This window comes from Agromyces solani (assembly GCF_058349925.1).
On sequence record NZ_JBYRER010000001.1, the window covers coordinates 1,492,465 to 1,514,562 of the forward strand.

At 70.4% G+C, this 22,098-nt stretch carries 18 protein-coding genes and 4 tRNA genes; 14 read left to right on the top strand and 8 right to left on the bottom strand.

From position 1 onward, the window contains the following. Window positions 1–9: 9 nt before the first annotated feature. Complete coding sequence (locus AC3RJ7_RS06855; protein ID WP_026378289.1) at window positions 10–303, top strand: DUF4193 domain-containing protein; 294 nt, start codon at window positions 10–12, stop codon at window positions 301–303. Here the strand turns inward: AC3RJ7_RS06855 and AC3RJ7_RS06860 are convergent. After that, a complete protein-coding gene (locus tag AC3RJ7_RS06860; protein ID WP_491455045.1) occupies window positions 300–764 on the bottom strand; it encodes a DUF3093 domain-containing protein in 465 nt (154 codons plus the stop codon). The two genes, AC3RJ7_RS06855 and AC3RJ7_RS06860, sit on opposite strands and share 4 nt — an antisense overlap. Window positions 765–867: 103 nt before the next feature. Between AC3RJ7_RS06860 and dut the strand changes: the two genes are divergently transcribed. From dut to dxs, 5 genes are all read left to right on the top strand, one after another. Then, window positions 868–1,326: a dUTP diphosphatase gene (gene dut / locus AC3RJ7_RS06865; protein ID WP_491455046.1), complete on the top strand. Its 459-nt coding sequence runs from the start codon at window positions 868–870 to the stop codon at window positions 1,324–1,326. Then, window positions 1,323–1,943: a DUF3710 domain-containing protein gene (locus AC3RJ7_RS06870; RefSeq protein WP_491455047.1), complete on the top strand. Its 621-nt coding sequence runs from the start codon at window positions 1,323–1,325 to the stop codon at window positions 1,941–1,943. The genes dut and AC3RJ7_RS06870 overlap by 4 nt, the downstream gene beginning before the upstream one ends. A 2-nt stretch (window positions 1,944–1,945) precedes the next feature. Beyond that, on the top strand, window positions 1,946–2,734 hold the full coding sequence (locus AC3RJ7_RS06875) for a DUF3159 domain-containing protein (protein ID WP_491455048.1): 789 nt from the start codon (window positions 1,946–1,948) through the stop codon (window positions 2,732–2,734). A gap of 156 nt (window positions 2,735–2,890) precedes the next feature. Further along, window positions 2,891–5,701, top strand: coding sequence for an aconitate hydratase AcnA (gene acnA / locus AC3RJ7_RS06880; protein WP_491455049.1), 2,811 nt, complete (start codon window positions 2,891–2,893; stop codon window positions 5,699–5,701). 134 nt (window positions 5,702–5,835) lie between these two features. After that, window positions 5,836–7,782, top strand: a complete 1,947-nt coding sequence (gene dxs / locus AC3RJ7_RS06885) for a 1-deoxy-D-xylulose-5-phosphate synthase (protein WP_491455050.1) — start codon at window positions 5,836–5,838, stop codon at window positions 7,780–7,782. An 81-nt stretch (window positions 7,783–7,863) separates the two neighbouring features. Here the strand turns inward: dxs and AC3RJ7_RS06890 are convergent, their stop codons facing one another. From AC3RJ7_RS06890 to AC3RJ7_RS06905, 4 genes are all read right to left on the bottom strand, one after another. Continuing rightward, a complete protein-coding gene (locus AC3RJ7_RS06890) occupies window positions 7,864–10,008 on the bottom strand; it encodes a 3-hydroxyacyl-CoA dehydrogenase NAD-binding domain-containing protein (protein WP_491455051.1) in 2,145 nt (714 codons plus the stop codon). Window positions 10,009–10,013: 5 nt separating this feature from the next. Further along, window positions 10,014–11,219, bottom strand: a complete 1,206-nt coding sequence (locus tag AC3RJ7_RS06895) for a thiolase family protein (RefSeq protein WP_491455052.1) — start codon at window positions 11,217–11,219, stop codon at window positions 10,014–10,016. A gap of 78 nt (window positions 11,220–11,297) precedes the next feature. Continuing rightward, window positions 11,298–12,479, bottom strand: a complete 1,182-nt coding sequence (locus AC3RJ7_RS06900; RefSeq protein ID WP_491455053.1) for an HRDC domain-containing protein — start codon at window positions 12,477–12,479, stop codon at window positions 11,298–11,300. 7 nt (window positions 12,480–12,486) lie between these two features. After that, on the bottom strand, window positions 12,487–13,077 hold the full coding sequence (locus tag AC3RJ7_RS06905) for a DUF3000 domain-containing protein (RefSeq protein ID WP_491455054.1): 591 nt from the start codon (window positions 13,075–13,077) through the stop codon (window positions 12,487–12,489). Window positions 13,078–13,166: 89 nt separating this feature from the next. Between AC3RJ7_RS06905 and AC3RJ7_RS06910 the strand changes: the two genes are divergently transcribed. Further along, on the top strand, window positions 13,167–14,393 hold the full coding sequence (locus AC3RJ7_RS06910) for an alpha/beta hydrolase family protein (RefSeq protein ID WP_491455055.1): 1,227 nt from the start codon (window positions 13,167–13,169) through the stop codon (window positions 14,391–14,393). Here the strand turns inward: AC3RJ7_RS06910 and AC3RJ7_RS06915 are convergent, their stop codons facing one another. Next, window positions 14,394–14,831 carry a SufE family protein gene (locus AC3RJ7_RS06915; protein WP_491455056.1) on the bottom strand — a complete coding sequence of 146 codons (438 nt, stop codon included), beginning with the start codon at window positions 14,829–14,831 and terminating at the stop codon, window positions 14,394–14,396. It lies immediately after the preceding gene. A 35-nt stretch (window positions 14,832–14,866) separates the two neighbouring features. Beyond that, window positions 14,867–15,766, bottom strand: coding sequence for a sulfurtransferase (locus AC3RJ7_RS06920; RefSeq protein ID WP_491455057.1), 900 nt, complete (start codon window positions 15,764–15,766; stop codon window positions 14,867–14,869). Between the two features lie 142 nt (window positions 15,767–15,908). Here AC3RJ7_RS06920 and zapE point away from each other — a divergent pair, with 142 nt between their 5' ends. The 4 genes from zapE (at window position 15,909) to AC3RJ7_RS06940 (ending at window position 21,150) form a co-directional block, all read left to right on the top strand. After that, window positions 15,909–16,964, top strand: coding sequence for a cell division protein ZapE (gene zapE / locus AC3RJ7_RS06925; protein WP_491455058.1), 1,056 nt, complete (start codon window positions 15,909–15,911; stop codon window positions 16,962–16,964). 178 nt (window positions 16,965–17,142) lie between these two features. Next, a complete protein-coding gene (locus AC3RJ7_RS06930; RefSeq protein ID WP_491455059.1) occupies window positions 17,143–18,405 on the top strand; it encodes an ammonium transporter in 1,263 nt (420 codons plus the stop codon). Window positions 18,406–18,457: 52 nt separating this feature from the next. After that, window positions 18,458–19,018: a type II toxin-antitoxin system PemK/MazF family toxin gene (locus AC3RJ7_RS06935; protein ID WP_491455060.1), complete on the top strand. Its 561-nt coding sequence runs from the start codon at window positions 18,458–18,460 to the stop codon at window positions 19,016–19,018. Between the two features lie 524 nt (window positions 19,019–19,542). Continuing rightward, a complete protein-coding gene (locus AC3RJ7_RS06940) occupies window positions 19,543–21,150 on the top strand; it encodes an ABC-F family ATP-binding cassette domain-containing protein (protein ID WP_491455061.1) in 1,608 nt (535 codons plus the stop codon). 277 nt (window positions 21,151–21,427) lie between these two features. Here the strand turns inward: AC3RJ7_RS06940 and AC3RJ7_RS06945 are convergent. Then, window positions 21,428–21,503: transfer RNA gene (locus AC3RJ7_RS06945), tRNA-Val, on the bottom strand. Window positions 21,504–21,740: 237 nt separating this feature from the next. On the opposite strand from AC3RJ7_RS06945, the gene AC3RJ7_RS06950 reads away from it, so the two are divergent. The 3 genes from AC3RJ7_RS06950 (at window position 21,741) to AC3RJ7_RS06960 (ending at window position 22,043) form a co-directional block, all read left to right on the top strand. Next, window positions 21,741–21,813 (top strand) — tRNA-Gly (locus AC3RJ7_RS06950). A gap of 56 nt (window positions 21,814–21,869) precedes the next feature. Continuing rightward, window positions 21,870–21,943 (top strand) — tRNA-Cys (locus AC3RJ7_RS06955). Window positions 21,944–21,968: 25 nt separating this feature from the next. Next, window positions 21,969–22,043: transfer RNA gene (locus tag AC3RJ7_RS06960), tRNA-Val, on the top strand. The last annotated feature ends 55 nt before the right edge of the window (window positions 22,044–22,098 follow it).

The following is a 22,098-nucleotide window of genomic DNA, read 5'->3' on the forward strand; positions in this document are numbered from 1 at the left end:
TGGATGGGAATGGCAACGGATTACGACGCCCCGCGGAAGACCGAAGACGACTCGGAGTCGATCGAGGCCCTCAAGGAACGCGTCCCCGACAAGATGTCGGGTGTGGTCGACGTCGATGACGCCGACAATCCCGGTGGGTTCGACCTCTCGGGTGCCGACCTGTCGGATGTCGAGCTCGACGTCGTCGTGCTGCCCCCGCAGGCCGACGAGTTCACCTGTGTGAACTGCTTCCTCGTGAAGCACCGTTCGCAGATCGACCACGAGACGAAGCTCGGGCCGATCTGCCTGGAGTGCGCCTCCTAAGCGCTCTGCTCCGCATCGTCGGGCCGTCGCGATCCGTTGATCGCGGCGGCCAGTTCTTTGGGGTGACGGGTCGAGACGAGCCAGTACGGCGTCGGGTCGGACGGGTCGACGATCGGGATGCGCACGACCGGGCGGATCCAGCCGCGGATCACGAGGAACGCCCGGGCGTCGAGCCCCGTGCCCCGCTCGATGCGCGCCGCGGCCTCGTCGGCGGCGACGGCCTCGCCGACCAGGTCGAGCGAGATCTCGGCCCGCCCCGCGCGCAGTCGCCCGTCGCGGACCTCGATGACGGGGGCCGTGATGCTCAGCGCCCCGGCGACGGCGGCGTACAGGATCACGCCGGTGGCGATGCCCGCCGGCATCGACACCGGTGCGAGCACGAGGATGCTCGCGGGCACGAGCAGCAGGCTCGAGAGGTAGATCCACGGCGTCGGCCACAGTTTCTCGCGATAGTCGGGCATGCCTCTATCAGATCAGACTTCGACACCGCCCGCTGATCGGGCGCGGTCGACGGCGGCGGCGTTCACGCGCCTTCCGGTCAGCGTTCTGCACTACCCTCGAACGGTGACCGATTCCGTCGACGTCCTCATCACCGCAGCGCGCATTCCGAACTACGCCCACCCGGGCGACGCCGGAGCGGACCTGCACGCCGCCGAAGCGGTCGTGCTCGGTCCGGGGGAGCGGGCCACCGTCGGTACCGGCGTCTCGATCGCCCTGCCCGACGGCTACGTCGCCTTCGTGGTCCCGCGATCGGGCCTCGCCTTCAAGCACGGCATCACGATCGTGAACGCGCCGGGCACGGTCGACGCGGGCTACCGCGGCGAGATCAAGGTCGCACTGCTCAACACCGACGCGAACGAGTCGTACGCCATCGAGGCGGGCGACCGCATCGCCCAGGTCGTGGTGATGCCGGTCAGCCGAGCGCGGTTCGTCGAGGTCGAGCAATTGCCGGGCAGCCTGCGCGGCGACGGGGGATTCGGCTCCACGGGATTCGGGGAGCACAAGTCAGGAGTGAACGCGTGAGCGACATCGAGAACACCGACGGGGCTCCCGTCGACCAGCCCAAGTCCGCACCCGACGACCGCGCGACTGCGGGCCCGCTCGACGAGGCGGAGGCCAACCCCGTTCGACCGTACGTCGACCTCGGCGGCGTCAAGATCCTCCCGCGCGAAGGCCTGCACCTCCGCCTCGAGGTCGAGGAGGGGACGAAGCGCGTCGTCGCGATCGGCCTCGACTACGCGAACTCGACGCTGCAGGTGCAGCCGTTCGCGGCACCCCGATCGAGCGGGCTGTGGCACGAGATCCGCGCACAGATCGCCGACCAGATCGCCCGCCAGGGCGGCACGACGACGGTTCGCGAGGGCACGTTCGGCCCCGAGCTGCTCGCCCAGATCCCCGTGGCCGCAGGCGAGGCCCAGCAGGGCCAGATGCGTCTGGCGCGCTTCATCGGCGTCGATGGCCCGCGCTGGTTCCTGCGCGGCGTGATCGCCGGCCAGGCGGCGGTCGACCCGGCCGCCGCCGCGCAGGTCGAAGACCTCTTCCGTTCGATCGTCGTCGTGCGCGGCGCGACGCCGATGCCGCCGCGCGACCTGATCCCGCTGCGCATGCCGGCGTCGTCGGCCGGCGCCCCGACGGCGTAGGCATGACGGACGCGACGGGCGCCGAGCGCCCGCAACCCGACGACGACGGGCGGGATGCCTCGGGCGAACCCCGCCCGGACGCCGGCGAGTTCGGTCGAGCCTTCGCGGCCGCGGCCGAGAAGAGCGGACTCGGCGCGCTGGCTCGCGACGAGAAGCTCAGCGGCCGAGACCTGCTCACCGCGGTCGGCGGATTCCGCGGGATCCTCGAGGCGCTGCTGCCCGGCCTCGTCTTCCTCGTCGTGTACAGCTCGCTCACGAGCTTCGCCGGGCAGGACCCGCAGTCCGCACTGGTCCCGGCGCTCATCGCGTCCGTCGGGCTCGCCGTCGTGTTCACGCTCGTCCGCATCGCCACCAAGGGGCAGCCGACGCAGGCGATCGCCGGCCTCATCGGCGTGCTCGCCTCGGCGGCGCTCGCGCTCTGGACGGGGAACGCGCGCGACAACTACGTGCTCGGCTTCTTCACGAACGCGGCCTACGCGCTTGCACTCCTGGTGTCGCTCCTCGTCAGGTGGCCGGCGATCGGGCTCATCGTCGGATTCCTCATGGGCGACGGCGTCGCCTGGCGGAAGGACCGGCGGAAGTACCGCGCCATGCAGTTCCTGACGCTCGTCTGGATCGGGCTCTTCGTCGCGCGCCTGGCGGTCCAACTGCCGTTCTACCTCGCGGACAACGTCGAGGCGCTCGGCGCCTTCCGCCTGCTCATGGGCGTTCCCCTCTACGCCCTCGTGCTCATCTTCTCGTGGCTCGTCGTGCGCGCCGTCTACCCGTCGGCCCCGCGCTCGGCCGAGTGATACAGTTATCTCGACGTCAAGATAAATCCGCACACCGTGCGAAGCCTGTCGGCGGGCGAACGGCTTAGGTTACCCTTGCTGGATCGGCCGCCTGTCTGACGGAGAAGATGGAGTGCTGCCCGCGTGCCGGGCGGCATCCGCGAAGGAGAGGACATCGTGTCTGCAGTGAACAGTTTCGGGGCGAAGGACACGCTCCACGTCGGTGACAAGTCCTACGAGATCTTCCGGCTCGACACCGTGCCGGGGCACGAGAAGCTGCCGTTCAGCCTGAAGGTGCTGCTCGAGAACCTGCTGCGCACCGAGGACGGCGCGAACGTCACCAAGGAGCAGATCGAGGCGCTCGGCTCGTGGGTGCCGACCGCCGAACCCGACACCGAGATCCAGTTCACGCCCGCGCGCGTGGTCATGCAGGACTTCACGGGCGTCCCCTGCATCGTCGACCTCGCGACGATGCGCGAGGCCGTCGTCGCCCTCGGCGGCGACCCCGACAAGATCAACCCGCTCGCGCCGGCCGAGATGGTCATCGACCACTCCGTCATCGCCGACCTCTTCGGCACCGAGAACGCCCTCGAGCGCAACGTCGAGATCGAGTACGAGCGCAACGGCGAGCGCTACCAGTTCCTCCGCTGGGGTCAGACCGCGTTCGACGACTTCAAGGTCGTCCCGCCGGGCACCGGCATCGTCCACCAGGTGAACATCGAGCACCTCGCGAAGGTGACGTTCACCCGCACGGTCGACGGGGTGCTCCGCGCCTACCCCGACACCTGCGTCGGCACCGACTCGCACACGACGATGGTGAACGGCCTCGGCGTGCTCGGCTGGGGCGTCGGCGGCATCGAGGCCGAGGCCGCGATGCTCGGCCAGCCCGTCTCGATGCTCATCCCGAAGGTCGTCGGGTTCAAGCTGTCGGGCTCGATCCCGACCGGCGTCACCGCGACGGACGTCGTCCTCACCATCACCGACATGCTGCGCAAGCACGGCGTCGTCGGCAAGTTCGTCGAGTTCTACGGCTCGGGCGTCGCCTCGGTCCCGCTCGCGAACCGTGCGACGATCGGCAACATGAGCCCCGAGTTCGGCTCGACCGCGGCGATGTTCCCGATCGACGACGTCACGCTCGACTACCTGCGTCTCACCGGCCGCAGCGACGAGCAGATCGCCCTCGTCGAGGCCTACTCGAAGACGCAGAAGCTCTGGCACGACGCCGACAACGAGCCCGCGTACAGCGAGTACATGGAGCTCGACCTCTCGACGGTCGTGCCCTCGATCGCCGGCCCGAAGCGTCCGCAGGACCGCATCGAGCTGTCGAACTCGAAGGCCGCCTTCGAGCAGGACCTCCTGAACTACGCCACCGTCGACCACGACCTCGTGGACCTCGAGATCGCCGAGTCCTTCCCCGCCTCCGACCCGCCCGGCAACTCGCCGGAAGACGAGCACAACCACCACGAGCACCACCACGCGAGCCACGCGCCCGCCACCGCGTCGAACCCGACGCCGGTCACGCTCGCCGACGGCGCGAAGTTCACGCTCGACCACGGTGCCGTCGCGATCGCGGCGATCACCTCGTGCACGAACACCTCGAACCCGTCGGTCATGCTCGCGGCGGGCCTGCTCGCCCGCAACGCGGCGAAGAAGGGCCTCAAGGCGAAGCCGTGGGTGAAGACGACCCTCGCGCCGGGCTCGAAGGTCGTCACCGACTACTACGAGAAGGCCGGCCTCACGGCCGATCTCGAGGCGCTCGGCTTCTACACGGTCGGTTACGGCTGCACGACCTGCATCGGCAACTCCGGTCCGCTGATCGACGAGATCTCGACCGCGGTCAACGACTCCGACCTCGCCGTCACGGCGGTGCTCTCGGGCAACCGCAACTTCGAGGGCCGCATCAACCCCGACGTGAAGATGAACTACCTCGCGTCCCCGCCGCTCGTGATCGCGTACGCCCTCGCCGGGTCGATGAACTTCGACTTCGAGGTCGACGCGCTCGGCACGGACACCGAGGGCAACGACGTCTTCCTCAAGGACATCTGGCCCGACGCCGCCGAGGTGCAGGAGACGATCGACAACTCGATCAACAAGGACATGTTCGTGCACCAGTACGCGAGCGTGTTCGAGGGCGACGAGCGCTGGCGCAACCTCGAGACGCCGACCGGCTCGGTGTTCGAGTGGAACGAGGCGTCGACCTACGTGCGCAAGCCCCCGTACTTCGACGGCATGACGATGGAGACCACCCCCGTCAGCGACATCTCGGGCGCCCGCGTGCTCGCGAAGCTCGGCGACTCTGTCACGACCGACCACATCTCGCCGGCCGGCTCGATCAAGGCCGACAGCCCGGCGGGCCGCTACCTCACCGAGCACGGCGTCGACCGCAAGGACTTCAACTCCTACGGCTCGCGCCGTGGCAACCACGAGGTCATGATCCGCGGCACGTTCGCCAACATCCGCCTGAAGAACCAGCTCCTCGACGGCGTCGAGGGCGGCTACACCCGCGACTTCACGCAGGAGGGCGGCCCGCAGTCGTTCATCTACGACGCGTCGCAGAACTACCAGGCCCAGGGCACCCCGCTCGTCATCTTCGGCGGCAAGGAGTACGGCTCGGGTTCGTCGCGCGACTGGGCGGCCAAGGGCACGAGCCTGCTGGGCGTCAAGGCGGTCATCACCGAGAGCTTCGAGCGCATCCACCGCTCGAACCTCATCGGCATGGGCGTCGTCCCGCTGCAGTTCCCGGCCGGCGAGAGCTGGGCGTCGCTCGGCCTGGACGGCACCGAGGTCGTCTCGATCACGGGCCTCGAGCAGCTGAACGAGGGCACCACGCCCAAGACGGTGCACGTCGTCGCCGCCCCGAGCGAGCACTCGCCCGCCGGCAAGTCGACGATCGAGTTCGACGCGGTCGTCCGCATCGACACCCCGGGTGAGGCCGACTACTACCGCAACGGCGGCATCCTGCAGTACGTGCTGCGCAGCCTCGTCTGACCCGCACGCATTTCCGACGACAGGGCGATCGGCGATTCCGCCGATCGCCCTGTCGTCTGCCCGGGCGTTCAGGAACCCCGGCGTAGACTCGTTCCGTTCGGCGGCATCGCCGCGTCATCCCGGAGGCCCAACGCATGACCTTGCTCGAGACGATCCGAGGCCCGCGCGACCTCGATGCTCTCTCGAAGGAGCAGCTGGACCAGCTCGCGGTCGAGGTGCGCGAGCACCTCGTCGCCGACGTGGCGAAGACCGGCGGCCACCTGGGCCCGAACCTCGGCGTGGTCGAGCTCACGATCGCGATCCACCGCGTGTTCGACTCCCCGCGCGACGCCATCGTCTTCGACACGGGGCACCAGTCGTACGTGCACAAGCTGCTCACGGGCCGCCAGGACTTCTCGACGCTGCGCCAGACCGGCGGGCTCGCCGGCTATCCGCAGCGCAGCGAGTCGGAGCATGACATCGTCGAGTCCTCGCACGCGTCGAGCTCGCTGTCGTGGGCCGACGGCATCTCGAAGGCATTCGAGATGACCGGGCAGCACGACCGGCACGTCGTCGCGGTCGTCGGCGACGGGGCCCTCACGGGCGGCATGACGTGGGAGGCGCTCAACAACATCTCCGACGACAACACCCGCAAGCTCATCGTCGTCGTCAACGACAACGGCCGCTCGTACGCGCCGACCATCGGCGGCATGGCCCGATTCCTGAACTCGGTGCGCACGAAGCGCACCTATCGCAACCTGCACCTCTCGAGCCGCGACGCGTTCGAGAAGCTGGGCGGCCCGGCGAAGGCCTTCTACCGCGGGGTGCGCGGCGGCCTGCACGGGTTCCTCGCGCGGTTCACCGACAACGAGGCGCTCTACTCCAACCTCGACATCAAGTACGTCGGCCCGGTCGACGGGCACGACGAGCAGGCGATGGAGGCCGCGCTCCAGCAGGCGAAGCACTACGGCGCCCCGGTCATCGTGCACGCCATCACCGAGAAGGGGCGGGGCTACGAGCCCGCCCGCAACGACGTCGCGGACCAGTTCCACGCCGTCGGCCAGATCGACCCCGAGACGGGCGAGCCGCTCGAGACCGGGGGAGCGAAGAGCTGGACGAGCGTCTTCGCGGACGAGCTCGTCCACCTCGCCGAGGCCGACGAACGACTCGTCGGCATCACCGCCGCGATGCTGCGGCCGACCGGCCTTCACCGGATGGCGGAGCGCTTCCCGAGTCGGGTGTTCGACGTCGGCATCGCCGAGCAGCACGCGGTGACCTCGGCCGCCGGGCTCGCCTTCGGCGGCCTGCACCCCGTCGTCGCGGTGTACGCGACGTTCATGAACCGGGCGTTCGACCAGTTGCTCATGGACGTCGCCCTGCACAAGGCGGGTGTCACGTTCGTGCTCGACCGTGCGGGCGTCACCGGCCCCGATGGGCCGAGCCACCACGGCGTCTGGGACCTCTCGATCCTCCAGGTGGTCCCGGGGATCCGCATCGCCGCACCGCGCGACGCGATCCGGCTGGCCGAAGAGCTCGGCGAGGCCGTGCAGGTGACCGACGCGCCCACCGTGCTCCGATTCCCGAAGGGGTCGGTCGGCACCGAGTACGAGGCGGTGCGGCGCACGGACGACGGCGTCGACGTGCTCGTCGAATCCGAGCGCAAGGACGTGCTCATCGTCACCGTCGGCCCGATGGCCGGCGTCGGACTCGACGTCGCCGAGCGCCTCGAGGCCCAGGGCATCGGGGCGACCGTCGTCGACCCGCGCTGGGTCGTGCCGGTACCGCGGAGCGTCGTCGGACTCGCCGGCGACTACCGCATCGTGGTCTCCCTCGAAGACGGCATCCGCGTCGGCGGTGTCGGCACCCGGATCCGCCAGGACCTCCGGGAGGCCGGGGTCGACACGGCCGTGACCGAACTCGGCCTGCCCGACGAGTTCCTCGAACACGGCTCGCGAGCCGACATCCTCGAGCGCGTGCGCCTCACCCCGCAGCACATCGCCCACGACGTCACCGCCATGGTGCTCGGCACGAAGCTGCCGCACGCTCGCGGGGCATCCGGCGACACGGGGGCCCAGCCGATCATCGCCCACGCCGAGAAGTAGGCGACGACCGCTCGCACCGCAGACGCGGAACGGGCCCGCGACCGGAAGGTCGCGGGCCCGTTCGCGTCTGACGCGTGCCGGCTACGCGCCGACGCCGCGGATCGCGGGGTGGTGGAACGTGTCGCCGAACACGCGCTCCGACGCGCCCACCCGGTCGAGGTAGGGCGTGGCGCCGCCGGCCTGGAACGGCCAGCCGGCGCCCAGGATGAGGCACAGGTCGATGTCCTCCGCCGCGGCGACGACGTCCTCGTCGAGCATGAGCCTGATCTCGCGAGCGAGCTCGTCCTCCACACGGCGCAGGATCGTCCCGGCGTCGACGGCGGCCTTGCCGACCGTGATCGCCTTCTTGGCGTCCTTGGTGAGGTCGGTGACCTTGCCGTGCTTGTCCTTCTCGACGACGGGGGCGCCGAGCTTCGAGAGGGCGTGCATGTTCGCCGAGGCGTAGAACCGCTCGGGGAACTCGCGGACCATCGTGTCCTGGACGTGGGCGGCGACCGCCCAGCCGACGAGGTCGATGAGCTCGAACGGGCCCATCGGCAGGCCGATCGGGGCGAGCGCCTTCTCGACGACGGGCACCGGCGTGCCCTCGTCGACGGCGCGCGCCGCCTCGCCCATGACCTTGGCGAGCAGGCGGTTCACGACGAAGCCGGGGGCGTCGGCCGTGAGCACGGCGCTCTTGCGCAGCTTCGCCGCGGTCGCGAACGCGGTGGCGAGGGTCTCGTCGTCGGTCTTCGGCGTCTTCACGATCTCGATCAGCGGCATGACCGCGACCGGGTTGAAGAAGTGGAAGCCGACGAGGCGCTCGGGATGGGCGAGCTTCTCGCCGATCTCCTCGACCGACAGCGACGAGGTGTTCGTCGCGATGATCGCGGTCTCGGCGAGGTGCGGCTCGACCTCGGCGAACACCTGCTGCTTCACCGCGAGGTCCTCGAAGACGGCCTCGATGACCCAGTCGCAGTCGGCGAAGTCGGCCTTGTCGGTCGTGCCCGACACGAGCGCGCGCAGTCGGTTCGCCTCGTCGGCGTCGATGCGGCCCTTCTGCTCGAGGGTGCCGATCTCATCGCGGATGTACGCGAGCCCCTTGTCGACGCGGGCCTGGTCGAGGTCGGTGATGACGACCGGAACCTGCAGGCGTCGCACGAACAGCAGCGCGAACTGGCTGGCCATGAGGCCCGCCCCGATGATGCCGACCTTCGTCACCTTGCGGGCGAGCGACTTGTCGGGCGCTCCGGCCGGACGCTTCGCGCGCTTCTGCACGAGGTTGAACGCGTAGATCGAAGCGACGAACTGGTCGCCGGACACGAGGTCGGCGAGCGCCTCGTCCTCCCGGGCGAAGCCCTCGGCCTTCGTGCCCGACTTCGCCGCCTTGAGGAGGTCGAGCGCGACGTACGGAGACTTCGCCGTGGTGCCGAGCTTGCCCTCGATGCTCTTGCGGGCGATGCCGACGGCGACGTCCCACTTGGCGAGCCGCTCGAGCTTTCCGGGAGCGTTCGGGCGCTTCACCTGCACCGAACCGCCGAGCACGCCGTCGGCCCACTTCAGCGAGTCCTCGAGGAAGTTGACCGGCGGGAACATCGCGTCGGCGATGCCGAGGTCGAAGGCGTCCTTCGCCTTCAGCATGCGATTGTTCTTCAGCGGGTTCTCGATGACGACCTTGAGGGCGTTCTCGATGCCGATCAGGTTCGGCAGCAGGTACGCGCCGCCCCAGGCGGGGACGATGCCGAGGAAGACCTCGGGCAGTGCGATGGCCGGAGCCGAGGCATCCACCGTGCGGTAGTCGCTGTTGAGGGCGACCTCGAGGCCGCCGCCGAGGGCGAGGCCGTTGATGAACGTGAACGACGGCACGCCGAGCTCGCCGAGCTTGCCGAAGACCATGTGGCCGAGCTGGCCCATCTTCAGCGCGATGTCGCGGCTCGGGATCTCGCCGACCTTCGAGAGGTCGGCGCCCGCCGCGAGGAAGTACGGCTTGCCCGTGATGGCGACCGCCTGGATCTCCCCGGCTGCGGCACGGGCCTTCAGCTCGTCGAGCCGATCGTTCAGCTCGAGCAGCGTGACCGGCCCGAGCGTGGAGGGACGCGTGTGGTCGCGACCGTTGTCGAGCGTGATGAGGGCGAGGGTGCGGCCCGAGGCGAGGCGGATGTCGCGCACGTACGAGTGCGTGACGACCTCGTCGTCGGCGAACGCGGCCGCCAGCTCGGAGAAGTCGATCTTCGAGTAGTCGGTCATGTCGCTCAGCGGCCCTTTCCGTAGCGCTTGTGGTGCGGGTTCTCCCAGATGACGGTGCCGCCCTGGCCGAGGCCGACGCACATCGCGGTGACGCCGTAGCGCACCTCGGGGTGCTGCTCGAACTGGCGCGCGAGCTGCAGCATGAGGCGCACGCCCGATGCCGCGAGGGGGTGGCCGATCGCGATCGCGCCGCCCCACGGGTTGACGCGGGGGTCGTCGTCGGCGATGCCGAAGTGGTCGAGGAAGCTCAGCACCTGCACGGCGAAGGCCTCGTTGAGCTCGAAGAGGCCGATGTCCTCGATCTTCAGGCCCGCGTTCTTGAGCGCCTTCTCGGTCGAGGGGATCGGGCCGATGCCCATGACCTCGGGCTCGACGCCGGCGAAGCCGAAGCTCACCATGCGCATCTTCGTGGTGAGACCGAGCTCCTTCGCGGCGTCCGAGCTCGCGAGGATCGCAGCCGTGGCGCCGTCGGTGAGCGGCGACGCGTTGCCCGCGGTGACGCGGCCGTGCGGGCGGAACGGCGTCTTGAGGCTCGCGAGCCCCTCCATCGTCGTCGCGGGGCGACGGCCCTCGTCCTCGCTCGCGAGGCCCCAGCCCTCGGCCGTGCGGATGGCGACCGGCACGAGGTCGGGCTGGATGTGACCCGCGTCGTAGGCGGCCTGCACCTTCTGCTGGCTCAGCATGCCGAAGCGGTCGCTGCGCTCCTTGGTGAGCTCGGGGAACCGGTCGTGCAGGCGCTCCGCGGTGTTGCCCATGTTGAGCGCATCGGCGGCGACGAGCTTCTCGGTGAGGAATCGCGGGTTCGGGTCGGCGTCGAGGCCCATCGGGTGACGGCCCATGTGCTCGACGCCGCCGGCGATGACGACGTCGTACTGGCCGAAGCCGATGCCCGAGCCGGTCGTCGTGACGGCGGTCATCGCGCCCGCGCACATGCGGTCGATCGCGAAGCCCGGCACGCTCATCGGCAGGCCGGCGAGGATCGCCGCGGTGCGGCCGAGCGTCAGGCCCTGGTCGCCCTGCTGCGTCGTGGCCGCGATGGCGACATCGTCGACCCGCTCGGGCGGGAGGTTCGGGTTGCGCTCGAGGAGCCCCGTGATCGCCTTGACCGCGAGGTCGTCGGCCCGGGTGTTCCAGTACATGCCCTTTTCACCGGCTCGCCCGAACGGGGTTCGGACCCCGTCGACGAACACGACATCAGCTCGTTCAGCCACGCTGCAGCTCCGTTTCGAAATCAGGATGCCTCGATCCTACGAACGGGCGCTGAGCGCTCGTGAATCGCTTGACGGTTCCTACGAACCCTCGGTTGCGGCGTCGAGCAGCGATTGTGACGCCTCGACAAATGCATCGGCGATAATCTGTGCGGTTGCCTCAAGCTGCCACGGCCGTGCCCCGAGTTCCGCGAGCGCCGCGCTGATGCCTGCGGCGTCCGCCGGCTGCGGCGGGTGCCAGGCCACGCGGCGCAGGAAGTCGGGGGTGAGGAGGTTCTCGACGGGCATCTCGAGCTGCTCGGCGACCTCGGTGACCGCGGTCTTCGCCGCCTTCAGGCGGGCGTCGGCCTCGGGGTTGCGCGCGGCCCACGCCCGCGGCGGCGGCGGGGCGTCGCTCGGCACGCGCACGGCGGGCAGCTGGTCGGTCGTGAGGCCCTGCTCGAGCGCCGTCCACCACCGGTCGAGCTCGGTCCGACTCGCCCGGCCGGTGAACTCCCTGAGGTCGGCGAGAGCTCGTCGGGTCGACGGCAGGGCGCGCGCCACCGCGACGATGGACGCGTCTGGGATGAGCCGCCCCGGGGCGATGTCGGACTCGGACGCGAGCGCGTCGCGGGACGTCCACAGCTCGCGGGCGACCGCGAGATTGCGTGGACTCCGCATCGCGTGGATGCCGGAGAGACGACGCCACGGCTCCGCGGCGGGGGGTTTGACGGCGCGGTGCAGCACCGCGTCGAACTCCTGGCCGGCGAGTTCGGTCTTGCCGGCGTCTTCGAGCCGCTCGACCAGCCGGTCGCGGACGTCGACGAGGAGTTCGACATCGAGGGCGGCGTACTTCAGCCAGGCCTGCGGCAGCGGGCGCGTCGACCAGTCGGCCGCCGAGTGCTCCTTCGCGAGCTTGATGCCGAGCAGTTCGTCGACGACCGAGGCGAGCCCGACCCGTGGCATGCCGAGCAGGCGCGCAGCGAGCTCGGTGTCGAAGATCAGATCGGGGTCGAGGCCGACCTCGCGCAGGCAGGCGAGGTCCTGGCTCGCGGCGTGCAGCACCCACTCCTCGGAGCGGATGCCCTCCTCGAGTGCGGAGAAGTCGGGGACCTCGGGCGCGTCGAAGAGGAAGACCCCGGCGCCGCGGCGGTACATCTGGATGAGATAGGCGCGCTGGGAGTAGCGGAATCCGCTCGCCCGCTCTGCGTCGACCGCGATCGGTCCCTCGCCGCCGAGCAGCAGGCCGACCGCCTCGTCGAACGCCGCGGGCGTGTCGATCACCCGATATTCATCCACGATCCGACCTCCGGCGGGGCAGGGCGGTCACCCCTTCAGCGCGGGGCGGCAGCCCCGCGAGCATGCACAACAACTCTCCCCAGCCTTCCACATGCGCGCCGATGGCCGCGTCGAGCGGGCTCCACGACGCGCGAAGCTCGATCTGCGCGCCGTCTCCCTGATGGGCGAGTTCGCCGAACCCGGTCGAGAGGATCTTCGTCGCGGTCCCCGAGGCGGCGACGTAGCGGGCACCCCGCGCGTCGAGCGCATCGATGAGCCACGACCAGGCGACGTCCGCGAGGAAGGGATCGAGTCCGATGTCGGTCTCCAGCGGCGCCTGCGCGAAGCACACGATGCGGAACCGGCCACCCCATGCCTCGGGCTCGCTCGGGTCGTACAGGAGGATGAACCGTCCGGTCCCGAGCTCCGAGTCGTCGCCGTGACGCGAGGGCGAGACATCGGCGGAGAGCGCCGCGGCGTAGGGCGCGAGGCCGCCCGGCGCGGGGATCTCCGACACCGTGAGCTCACTGCGCGGTGCGGCGGCCCGGATCGAGGCGAGTGCGTTCTCGAACTCGGCGGGGGAGGAGGTCGGGTGGTCGGGCACGAGTGCAGACTAGAGTCTCCATCGGAACCGGCGGCGGCGGCACGCCGCACCGGCACGCAGTGGATCGTTCACCGGGGAGGACGCGACGGATGGCACAGCGGCAGGGCGGACTTCGCATGCTCGGCACGAGCCTCGCCGCGGTGGGGCTCGTCGCGGGTGCGCTCGCGGTCGTCGCCGCATCGGTCACGGCACTCGCGGTCGTGTTCGCCCGGAAGGTGGTCACGCCGTCCCCGAGACGAGACGAGGACCTCCGCATCCTCGCCGTCGACCTGGCGGCGGGCGCGATCACGCTCGCGGCCGACGACGAGTCGAGGATGCGCGGCCGCTACGGGCTGTGGTTCGACGGCGACGCCGGTCACGCACGTCTCGCCGACGTCGAATCGGAGCACGACGGCACCGTTCGCCGCGGTGTGGACGCCGTCGATTTCGGCCGGCTCGACCGGGCTCGCCGGGGCCGCATCGACGGCTGGTACCACCTGGGGCCCTGGGAGCTCGACGTGCCGTACCGCGAGGTCGTCGTGCAGACACCCCTCGGGCCGGCGCCGGCCTGGTCGATTCCCGCGGCGGAGGCGACCGATCGATGGGTCGTGCAGGTCCACGGTCGCGGCGCGAAGCGCCACGAGGCCCTGCGCGCCGTCGACCCGGTGCGGGATGCCGGCTGGAACAGCCTCCTCATCTCCTACCGCAACGACGGCGAGGCGCCCGAGAGCGCCGACCGCCGGTACGGACTCGGCGGCACCGAGTGGGAGGACGTCGTCGCCGCGGTCCGGTTCGCCCGAGCGCGAGGCGCGCGGGAGATCGTGCTCATGGGCTGGTCGATGGGCGGCATGATCGCGCTGCAGGCAGTGCTCCGCTCGAGCGAGGTCCGCGAACACCTCGTCGGCGTCATCCTCGATTCGCCGGCGATCGACTGGGTCGACATCCTCCGCTTCCAGGGAACCGCGATGGGCCTGCCCGCTCGCCTCGGAGATCTCGTCGCCGGCGTGCTCGGCGCGCCGGTCGGTGCGGGCCTCACCGGGGCCGCCGCGCCGATCGACCTCGTGGCACTCGACCTCGTCGCCCGGGCCGAGGAGTTCACCGCGCCGATGCTGCTCATGCACAGCGCCGACGACGGGTTCGTCCCCATCGACGGGTCGCGCCGGCTCGCGGCATCCCGACCGGATCTCGTGCAGTTCGAGGAGTTCGCGGGCGCGCGCCACACGAAACTGTGGAATCACGACCCGGAACGCTGGACGAGGCTGATCACCGGCTGGCTCGCGTCGCGCACCGCTCGCGACGAGCCGTCCGTCGCCGGCGACGCCGAGATCGTCGGCTGATCAGGCGGCGACGCGCTCGCGGAGCTGCCGCTTCGTGCGGGCCAGCATCCCGGTCATGCCGCGCACCCGGAGCGGCGAGACCGCTTCGCCGAGCCCGAGGGACTGCGGGTAGTCGGCGGGGATGTCGAGCACCTCCTGCACGGAGAGCCCGGCCAGGCCCTGGACGAGGATCGAGGCGAACCCCCGCGTCGTCGGCGACTCGGCCGGAGCGGTCGCGAACAGGTGCACGACGCCGTCGGCCACCTCGACGAAGATGTACACCGGCGACTGGCACTCCACGACGCGCTCGAGCAGGTCGGGATGATCGGCGTACCGCTCCGGCAGCTCGGGCAACTCGTTGGAGAACTCGAGCAGCAGCTGCAGCCGGTCGCGCACGCCGAGCGCGAGGAAGTCGTCGCGGATCTCGGCGAGCGAGGCGGGCAGGGTCGTCTGTTCCATCCGGTCCATTCTCCCATGCGCGACCGTGCCGCAGGTCAGCGGCCGGGCGCCTCGCCCCGCTCGGGGCCCGTCACGATCGGCACGCGCACCGCACTGCCCCACTCGGTCCACGAGCCGTCGTAGTTCCGGACGTTCTCGAAGCCGAGCAGGTGCTGCAGCACGAACCAGGTGTGGCTCGACCGCTCGCCGATGCGGCAGTAGGCGACGATGTCGTCGCCGTCGGCGAGGCCGACCTCGTCGCGGTAGATGGCGTCGAGCTCGGTCCGCGTCTTGAAGGTGCCGTCGGCCGCGGCGGCACGGGCCCACGGCACGGATGCCGCGGTGGGGATGTGGCCGGCGCGGAGGGCGCCCTCCTCGGGGTAGGCCGGCGCGGTCGTGCGCTCACCGGTGTACTCCTCGGGCGAGCGGACGTCGATCAGCGGGTTGCCGAGGTGGGCGAGCACGTCGTCCTTGAAGGCCCGCACCGCGCGGTCGTCGCGCTCGACGACGGGGTACTCGACGGGAGCGAGGTCGGGAACGTCGGTCGTGAGTTCGCGGCCCTCGGCGATCCACAGGTCGCGGCCGCCGTCGAGGAGACGCACGTCCTCGTGGCCGAACAGCGTGAACACCCAGAGCGCGTACGCCGCCCACCAGTTGTTCTTGTCGCCGTAGACCACGACGGTCGTGTCCCGTGCGATGCCCCGCGAGCCGAGGAGCTCGGCGAACCGCTCGGCGTCGACGTAGTCGCGCACGACGGGGTCGTTGAGGTCGAGGTGCCAGTCGACCTTCACCGCGCCGGGGATGTGGCCGGTCTCGTAGAGCAGCACGTCCTCGTCGGATTCGACCACGACGAGGCCGGGTTCGCCGAGGTGTTCGGCGAGCCAGGCGGTGGAGACGAGGCGCTCGGGGTGGGCGTACTCGGCGAACTTCGCGGCGGAGTCGAACTCGGCGGACATCGGGGCCTCCTGTGGTCGCCCGATCGGGCGGGGTGAGCGGGGGAGCGGACTAGGCTGATGACCTGTCCACCTCCGAATCTACGCGGCCCACGGGGCCTCGACACAGCACCCGTCATCCGGTGCAATACGGGAGCTCTCCAGCATGACCACGGCCTCCAGCGCTGCACCCATCCGCCTCGTCGACCGCAATCCGTCGATCTCCGGCGCCGAGATCGCCGCGGAGCTCGTGCCGCCGCCGCAGTTCGAGCACGCCTCGTTCGAGTCGTACCGGCCCGACCCCGACTTCCCGTCGCAGCAGGCCGCGCTCGACCGGCTCAACCAGTTCGCCGGGGCGTGGCGCGCCGCGCAGCGCCCGGGCGGGTTCTTCTCCCGCAAGCGGCCCGCGCGCATCGAACTCCCGGGCGTCTACCTCGACGGCGGCTTCGGCGTCGGGAAGACCCACCTGCTCGCGTCGCTCTGGCACGTCGCGCACGGGCCGAAGTACTTCGGAACGTTCATCGAGTACACCGCGCTCGTGGGAGCGCTCGGCTACGCCAAGGCGGTCGAGCTGCTGCGCGGGGCGAAGCTCATCTGCATCGACGAGTTCGAACTCGACGATCCCGGCGACACGATGCTCATGACGCGTTTCCTGGGCGAGCTGATGGCCGGCGGCACGCGCGTCGCCGCCACGAGCAACACCCCGCCGAACGCGCTCGGCGAGGGGCGTTTCGCGGCGGCGGACTTCCTCCGCGAGATCCACGCGCTGTCGTCGAACTTCGAGACGCTGCGCATCGACGGCCTCGACTACCGCCGACGCGACACCGAGGGCCATGCGGAGGTCGCGGGCGACGACGCGGCGGTGCAGCGCACCGCCGACGCGCTCGCCGAACGCGGCCACCGGGTCTCGCTCGACGGGTTCGACGACCTCATCGCGCACCTCGCCACGGTGCACCCGTCGAAGTACGTGCGCCTCGTCGAGGGGCTCGACGCGATCGCGCTCACGGGCGCGCACGAGCTCGACGACCAGAACGCCGCGCTACGCCTCGTGGCCTTCATCGACCGCGTCTACGACGCGGAGGTGCCGATCGTCGCGAGCGGCACCCCGCTCGACGAGGTGTTCGACGCCGAGATGATGGCGGGCGGGTACCGCAAGAAGTACCTCCGCTCGATGAGCCGCATGATCGCGCTCACCTCGGGCGAGCTGCCCCCGCACGACTGAGCGGGGCGCTCGCGCAGCCGATTCACCGCGAGATCGAGGCATCCCGAAATCTGCTGTTCACACCGCACGCCCGACCGTAACGGCCCCGAAACACAACGACGAATCTCTCGAAACGACCGCTCGTGACACTTGCGGCACAGGTTCCCCCCACGACCTGCATCCGAGAGAGGTTCGAGAGATGGATCAAGGCAACACCGCGTTCCTGTTGATCTCGGCGGCACTCGTGCTGCTGATGACCCCCGGGCTCGCGTTCTTCTACGGCGGCCTCGTCAAGGCGAAGAGCGTCATCAGCATGATGATGATGAGCTTCGGTGCGATGGGCCTCATCGGCGTCCTCTGGGTGCTGTACGGATACGCCATCGCGTTCCCGGGGTCGGAGGGCCTCGTGCCCCCGTGGTCGATCGACTGGTCGGCGATCGGCCTCGAGAGCCTGCTCGAGACGCCTGAGGGCGCCGCGTACCCGCCGCTCGCGTTCGTGGCCTTCCAGGCGACCTTCGCGATCCTCACCGTCGCCCTCATCTCCGGTGCGATCGCCGACCGGGCGAAGTTCGGCGCCTGGATGGTGTTCGCGGGCATCTGGGCGACGATCGTGTACTTCCCGGTCGCGAGCTGGGTGTTCAACTTCGGGCTCGCCGACGACGGCAGCTTCGCGTACGGCGGCTGGATCACGTACGGCCTGCAGGAGGCGTTCGGGGTCGGCGCGATCGACTTCGCCGGCGGCACGGCCGTGCACATCAACGCCGGCGCCGCGGCGCTCGCGCTCGCGCTCGTGCTCGGCAAGCGGGTCGGCTTCTCGAAGGGCGCGCACGTTCCGCACAACCCGCCGTTCGTCCTGCTCGGCGCGGGCCTGCTGTGGTTCGGCTGGTTCGGATTCAACGCGGGCTCCGAGCTCGCCGCCGACGGGACCGCCGCCCTCGCGTTCGTGAACACGATCGCCGCGCCGGCCGCGGCGCTGCTCGCCTGGCTGCTCGTCGAGAAGATCAAGGACGGCAAGCCGACCTCGGTGGGCGCCGCGTCGGGCGCGGTCGCGGGCCTCGTCGCCATCACGCCGGCCTGCGCCTCGCTCACGCCGATCTGGGCGATCGTGCTCGGCCTCGTCGCCGGTGCCGTGTGCGCCCTCGCGATCGACCTGAAGTTCAAGTTCGGGTTCGACGACTCCCTCGACGTCGTCGGCATCCACCTCGTCGGCGGCCTCATCGGCACCCTGTACCTCGGCTTCTTCGCGAACGGCACGGGCCTCATCTACAGCGGCGACTTCACGCAGCTCGCGGTGCAGGCGATCGCCGCCGTCTCCGTGCTCGTGTACTCGTTCGCGCTGACGTTCGGGATCGGCACGCTCATCCAGAAGACGATGGGCTTCCGGGTCAAGAACGAGGACGAGATCGCCGGCATCGACACCGTCGTGCACGGCGAGGACGCCTACAAGCTCGAGACCGTCTGACGCGAGTCATCCACCCTCGGCCGGCCGACGGCGGTGGGGTAGTGTGCCCGGTGTGACTGACACCGGGCGCCTCCTCACCGCCGTCGGCCGTTTCGTGCGGGCGCTCACCTCGAGCGGTTCGCGCACCTCACCGGCTCCCCGGGCGACCGGGCGGGATGCCTCGCCGACGCGCTTCGACGACGACGAGGTCTCACCTGGCAGCGCCGGACCCGATGCGACAGTCGAGATCGATCCCGCACGACTTCGCGGGGTGCGGACGGGCTACACGCCCTCGCACGACGGCGAGCCCGACCCGGGCGAGGTGGTCTGGACCTGGGTGCCGTACGAGGAGCGCGACGGCCGGGGCAAGGACCGCCCCGTCGTGATCGTCGCCGCTTCGGACACCGGTGACTACCTGGCGGTGCAGCTCACGAGCAAGCCCCACGACGGCGACCGGGACTACGTGTCGCTGGGGGAGGGCGCGTGGGACGCCGAAGGCCGGCCGAGCTGGGTGAAGACCGATCGGGTCTTCCGGGTGCGCGCGGGCGGCATGCGCCGCGAGGCGGCCTCGCTCGACGCCGAGCGCTACGGGCTCGTCGCAGACGCGCTCGCCCGCCGCTACGGCTGGAGCTGATCGCGACGTCGTAAAGGGGGCACGGGGTCGGGCGCGCTCGGCGGCTCCCGGCGGCGCGGAGCGGTCGGCTGATAGGCTGACGAGATGGAAACGATCGAGGTCGACAGAGCCTAGCCACCGGACTCCCGGTGGCTTTCGCACGTGCGGGCGTCGCCCGCACCGCCGAACGGTCGGTGTTGCGACCTTCGCGAGTCCGCTCCCCGAAGGGGGCGTCGACTGCTGCCTGCGCCCTGGGACGTCCGCACGATCCCCGACCTCGTTCCACGCTCGTCGACCGTCGAGCTGCGATGCTCCCGCCTCGGTGTCCACCGCCGGCACGCGCTCCATGCGACCGCTCCGCCCGGCTGCGACACGTGCGCCTGGGCGATCGCGCGCCACCGGCGGATGGGCCGCGGTCGAGGTGACGACCACTGACTCATCACTGCGCCGATTCCGCTGCGCCACCGGTGAAGGCCGCCGCATCGCGATCGGGCGCCTGCTCCGCCGACGGCCGTGCCGTCGACGGAGCGAAAGGAGAATCCGACATGTCCACCCCCTCCACCATCACCCTTCGCGACCTCACCTTCGAATGGCCGGACGGCACCGTCGCGCTCGAGCGCGTCGGCGGCACGTTCGGCGCGGGCCGCACCGGCCTCATCGGCCGCAACGGCGCCGGGAAGTCCACGTTGCTCCGGCTCGTCGCCGGCGAGCTGTCGCCGACCGCCGGACGCATCGAGACGGTCGGCGCCGTCGGCTACCTTCCCCAGGCCCTCACCCTGCGGTCGCGGACCACGATCGCCGAACTGCTCGGCATCGACGGCGTGCTCGCGGCCATGCGGGCGATCGAGGCCGGCGACGTCGACCAGCGGCATTTCGACGCGATCGGCGACGACTGGGACATCGAGTCGCGGGCCGATGAGGCGCTCCACCAGATCGGGTTCTCCGCGGCGGACCTGGAGCGCCGGGTCGCCGAGGTCTCCGGCGGCGAGGCCATGCTCATCGCGATCACCGGGCTGCGCATCCGCCGCCCGGCGATCACGCTGCTCGACGAGCCCACCAACAACCTCGACCGCGCCACCCGCGCGAAGGTGGCGGGGTTCATCGACGAGTGGCCGGGAGCACTCATCGTGGTCAGCCACGACCTCGAGCTGCTGGAGCACATGGACGCCATCGCCGAACTGCACGACGGTGCCCTCGAGACCCACGGCGGTCCGTACAGTTCATGGCGCGCCTGGCAGGCGCAGGAGCAGGCGGCCGCGGTGCAGGCGGCCCGCTCGGCCCAGCAGGCGCTCAAGGTCGAGAAGCGGCAGCGCATGGAGGCCGAGACGAAGCTCGCCCGTCGCGACCGGATGGCCAGGAAGACGCAGAAGGACGGCGGCATCCCGAAGATCCTTGCGGGCAACCGGGCCAGCAGGGCCCAGAGGTCCGCCGGGTCGCTCCGCGCCACGCTCGACGACAAGGTCCAAGCCGCGCAGGCCGTCGTCGATGCCGCGGACGCCCGGGTGCGCAGCGACGAGCACATCGATCTCGTCCTGCCGGATCCCGGGGTTCCGCGCGGGCGCCGGCTCGTGGAGCTGGAGGACGAGGACCGATCGTTCGTGATCCAGGGACCCGAGCGCGTGGCGCTGATCGGTGCGAACGGCACCGGGAAGTCGACCCTCGTCGCGCAACTCGTCGGCCGGACCGAGTCGTGGCCCGGCCGTCCTCGCGGCCGTGTCCTCACCGATCGCGTCGGGTGCCTCCCGCAGCGTCTCGACGGTCTCGTCGAGGAGGACAGCGCCATGGAGAACGTGCAGGCCGACGCCCCGGACGTCGCGTCGGGAACGATCCGCAACCAGCTCGCTCGGCTCCTGCTCCGCGGCGACAGCGTGGACCGCCCGGTTCGAACGCTCTCAGGGGGTGAGCGGTTCCGCGTCGCCCTCGCCCGCCTGCTGCTCGCCGAGCCGGCCCACCAGTTGCTGATCCTCGACGAGCCGACGAACAATCTCGACCTCGCGAGCGTCGAGCAACTCGCCCAGGCCCTCGATGCCTACCGGGGTGCCCTGCTCGTCGTCAGTCATGACCGAGCGTTCCTGGAACGCGTCGGCATCGACACGATCCTCGAGCTCGACGGGCGCGGCCGGCTGCACGAGCGTCGCGGTTTGGACGCCTGACGGGGCTGGGCCGCGAAACGACGAACGCCCCCGGCGGTTGCCGGGGGCGTTCTCTCGTGGTGGGCGATGGGCCTGTGTGTCGGTCTCTCGAAACGACGAACGCCCCCGGGCGGTTGCCGGGGGCGTTCTCTCGTGGTGGGCGATGGGCCTGTGTGTCGGTCTCGAAACGACGAACGCCCCCGGCGGTTGCCGGGGGCGTTCTCTCGTGCTGGGCGATGGGCCTGTGTGTCGGTCTCGAAACGACGAACGCCCCCGGCGGTTGCCGGGGGCGTTCTCATGGTGGGCGATGCCGGGCTCGAACCGACGACCTCTTCCGTGTGAAGGAAGCGCGCTACCAGCTGCGCCAATCGCCCATGTGGGTTTCGGTCTCCGTTGCGGTGACCGGACTCGATACTAGCCGACGGACCGGGGCGAATGCACATCGAGTGCCGGCCGGGCGCGGCGCGGTCGAGCCAGCCGGCTCGACACGCCCGGGATTCATGGGACGAATGGCACGCTGACCGGGGAGAACGGCGTCGGGCGCCCGCTCGGTTTGTGAATCGCTCGAAGTGTGTATAAAGTCTTCTCTGCACGCAGAAATGCGGAGCAACGCGGATGTGGCGCAGTTGGTAGCGCATCACCTTGCCAAGGTGAGGGTCGCGAGTTCGAGTCTCGTCATCCGCTCTGATCAGGGTCGGGCGAAAGCCCGGCTCCTGTTCTTTGGTGGTGAACCCATGAACGGTGGATTGGCCGAGAGGCGAGGCAGCGGCCTGCAAAGCCGTATACACGGGTTCGAATCCCGTATCCACCTCCAAGCCGAGATCCTGCCATCTCGACTCGGGCGATTGGCGCAGCGGTAGCGCGCTTCCCTGACACGGAAGAGGTCACTGGTTCGATCCCAGTATCGCCCACCACATGAAAGCCCCGGCTCAGCCGGGGCTTTTCTCGTTCCCGGGCGACCCGATGCTG

Coding starts and splice junctions, on each gene's coding strand:
- AC3RJ7_RS06940 (WP_491455061.1), top strand. CDS start 19,543: ATGTCCACCCCCTCCACCATCACCCTTCGCGACCTCACCTTCGAATGG.
- dxs (WP_491455050.1), top strand. CDS start 5,836: ATGACCTTGCTCGAGACGATCCGAGGCCCGCGCGACCTCGATGCTCTC.
- AC3RJ7_RS06875 (WP_491455048.1), top strand. CDS start 1,946: ATGACGGACGCGACGGGCGCCGAGCGCCCGCAACCCGACGACGACGGG.
- AC3RJ7_RS06915 (WP_491455056.1), bottom strand. CDS start 14,831: ATGGAACAGACGACCCTGCCCGCCTCGCTCGCCGAGATCCGCGACGAC.
- zapE (WP_491455058.1), top strand. CDS start 15,909: ATGACCACGGCCTCCAGCGCTGCACCCATCCGCCTCGTCGACCGCAAT.
- AC3RJ7_RS06920 (WP_491455057.1), bottom strand. CDS start 15,766: ATGTCCGCCGAGTTCGACTCCGCCGCGAAGTTCGCCGAGTACGCCCAC.
- AC3RJ7_RS06930 (WP_491455059.1), top strand. CDS start 17,143: ATGGATCAAGGCAACACCGCGTTCCTGTTGATCTCGGCGGCACTCGTG.
- AC3RJ7_RS06860 (WP_491455045.1), bottom strand. CDS start 764: ATGCCCGACTATCGCGAGAAACTGTGGCCGACGCCGTGGATCTACCTC.
- AC3RJ7_RS06910 (WP_491455055.1), top strand. CDS start 13,167: ATGGCACAGCGGCAGGGCGGACTTCGCATGCTCGGCACGAGCCTCGCC.
- AC3RJ7_RS06855 (WP_026378289.1), top strand. CDS start 10: ATGGCAACGGATTACGACGCCCCGCGGAAGACCGAAGACGACTCGGAG.
- AC3RJ7_RS06890 (WP_491455051.1), bottom strand. CDS start 10,008: ATGACCGACTACTCGAAGATCGACTTCTCCGAGCTGGCGGCCGCGTTC.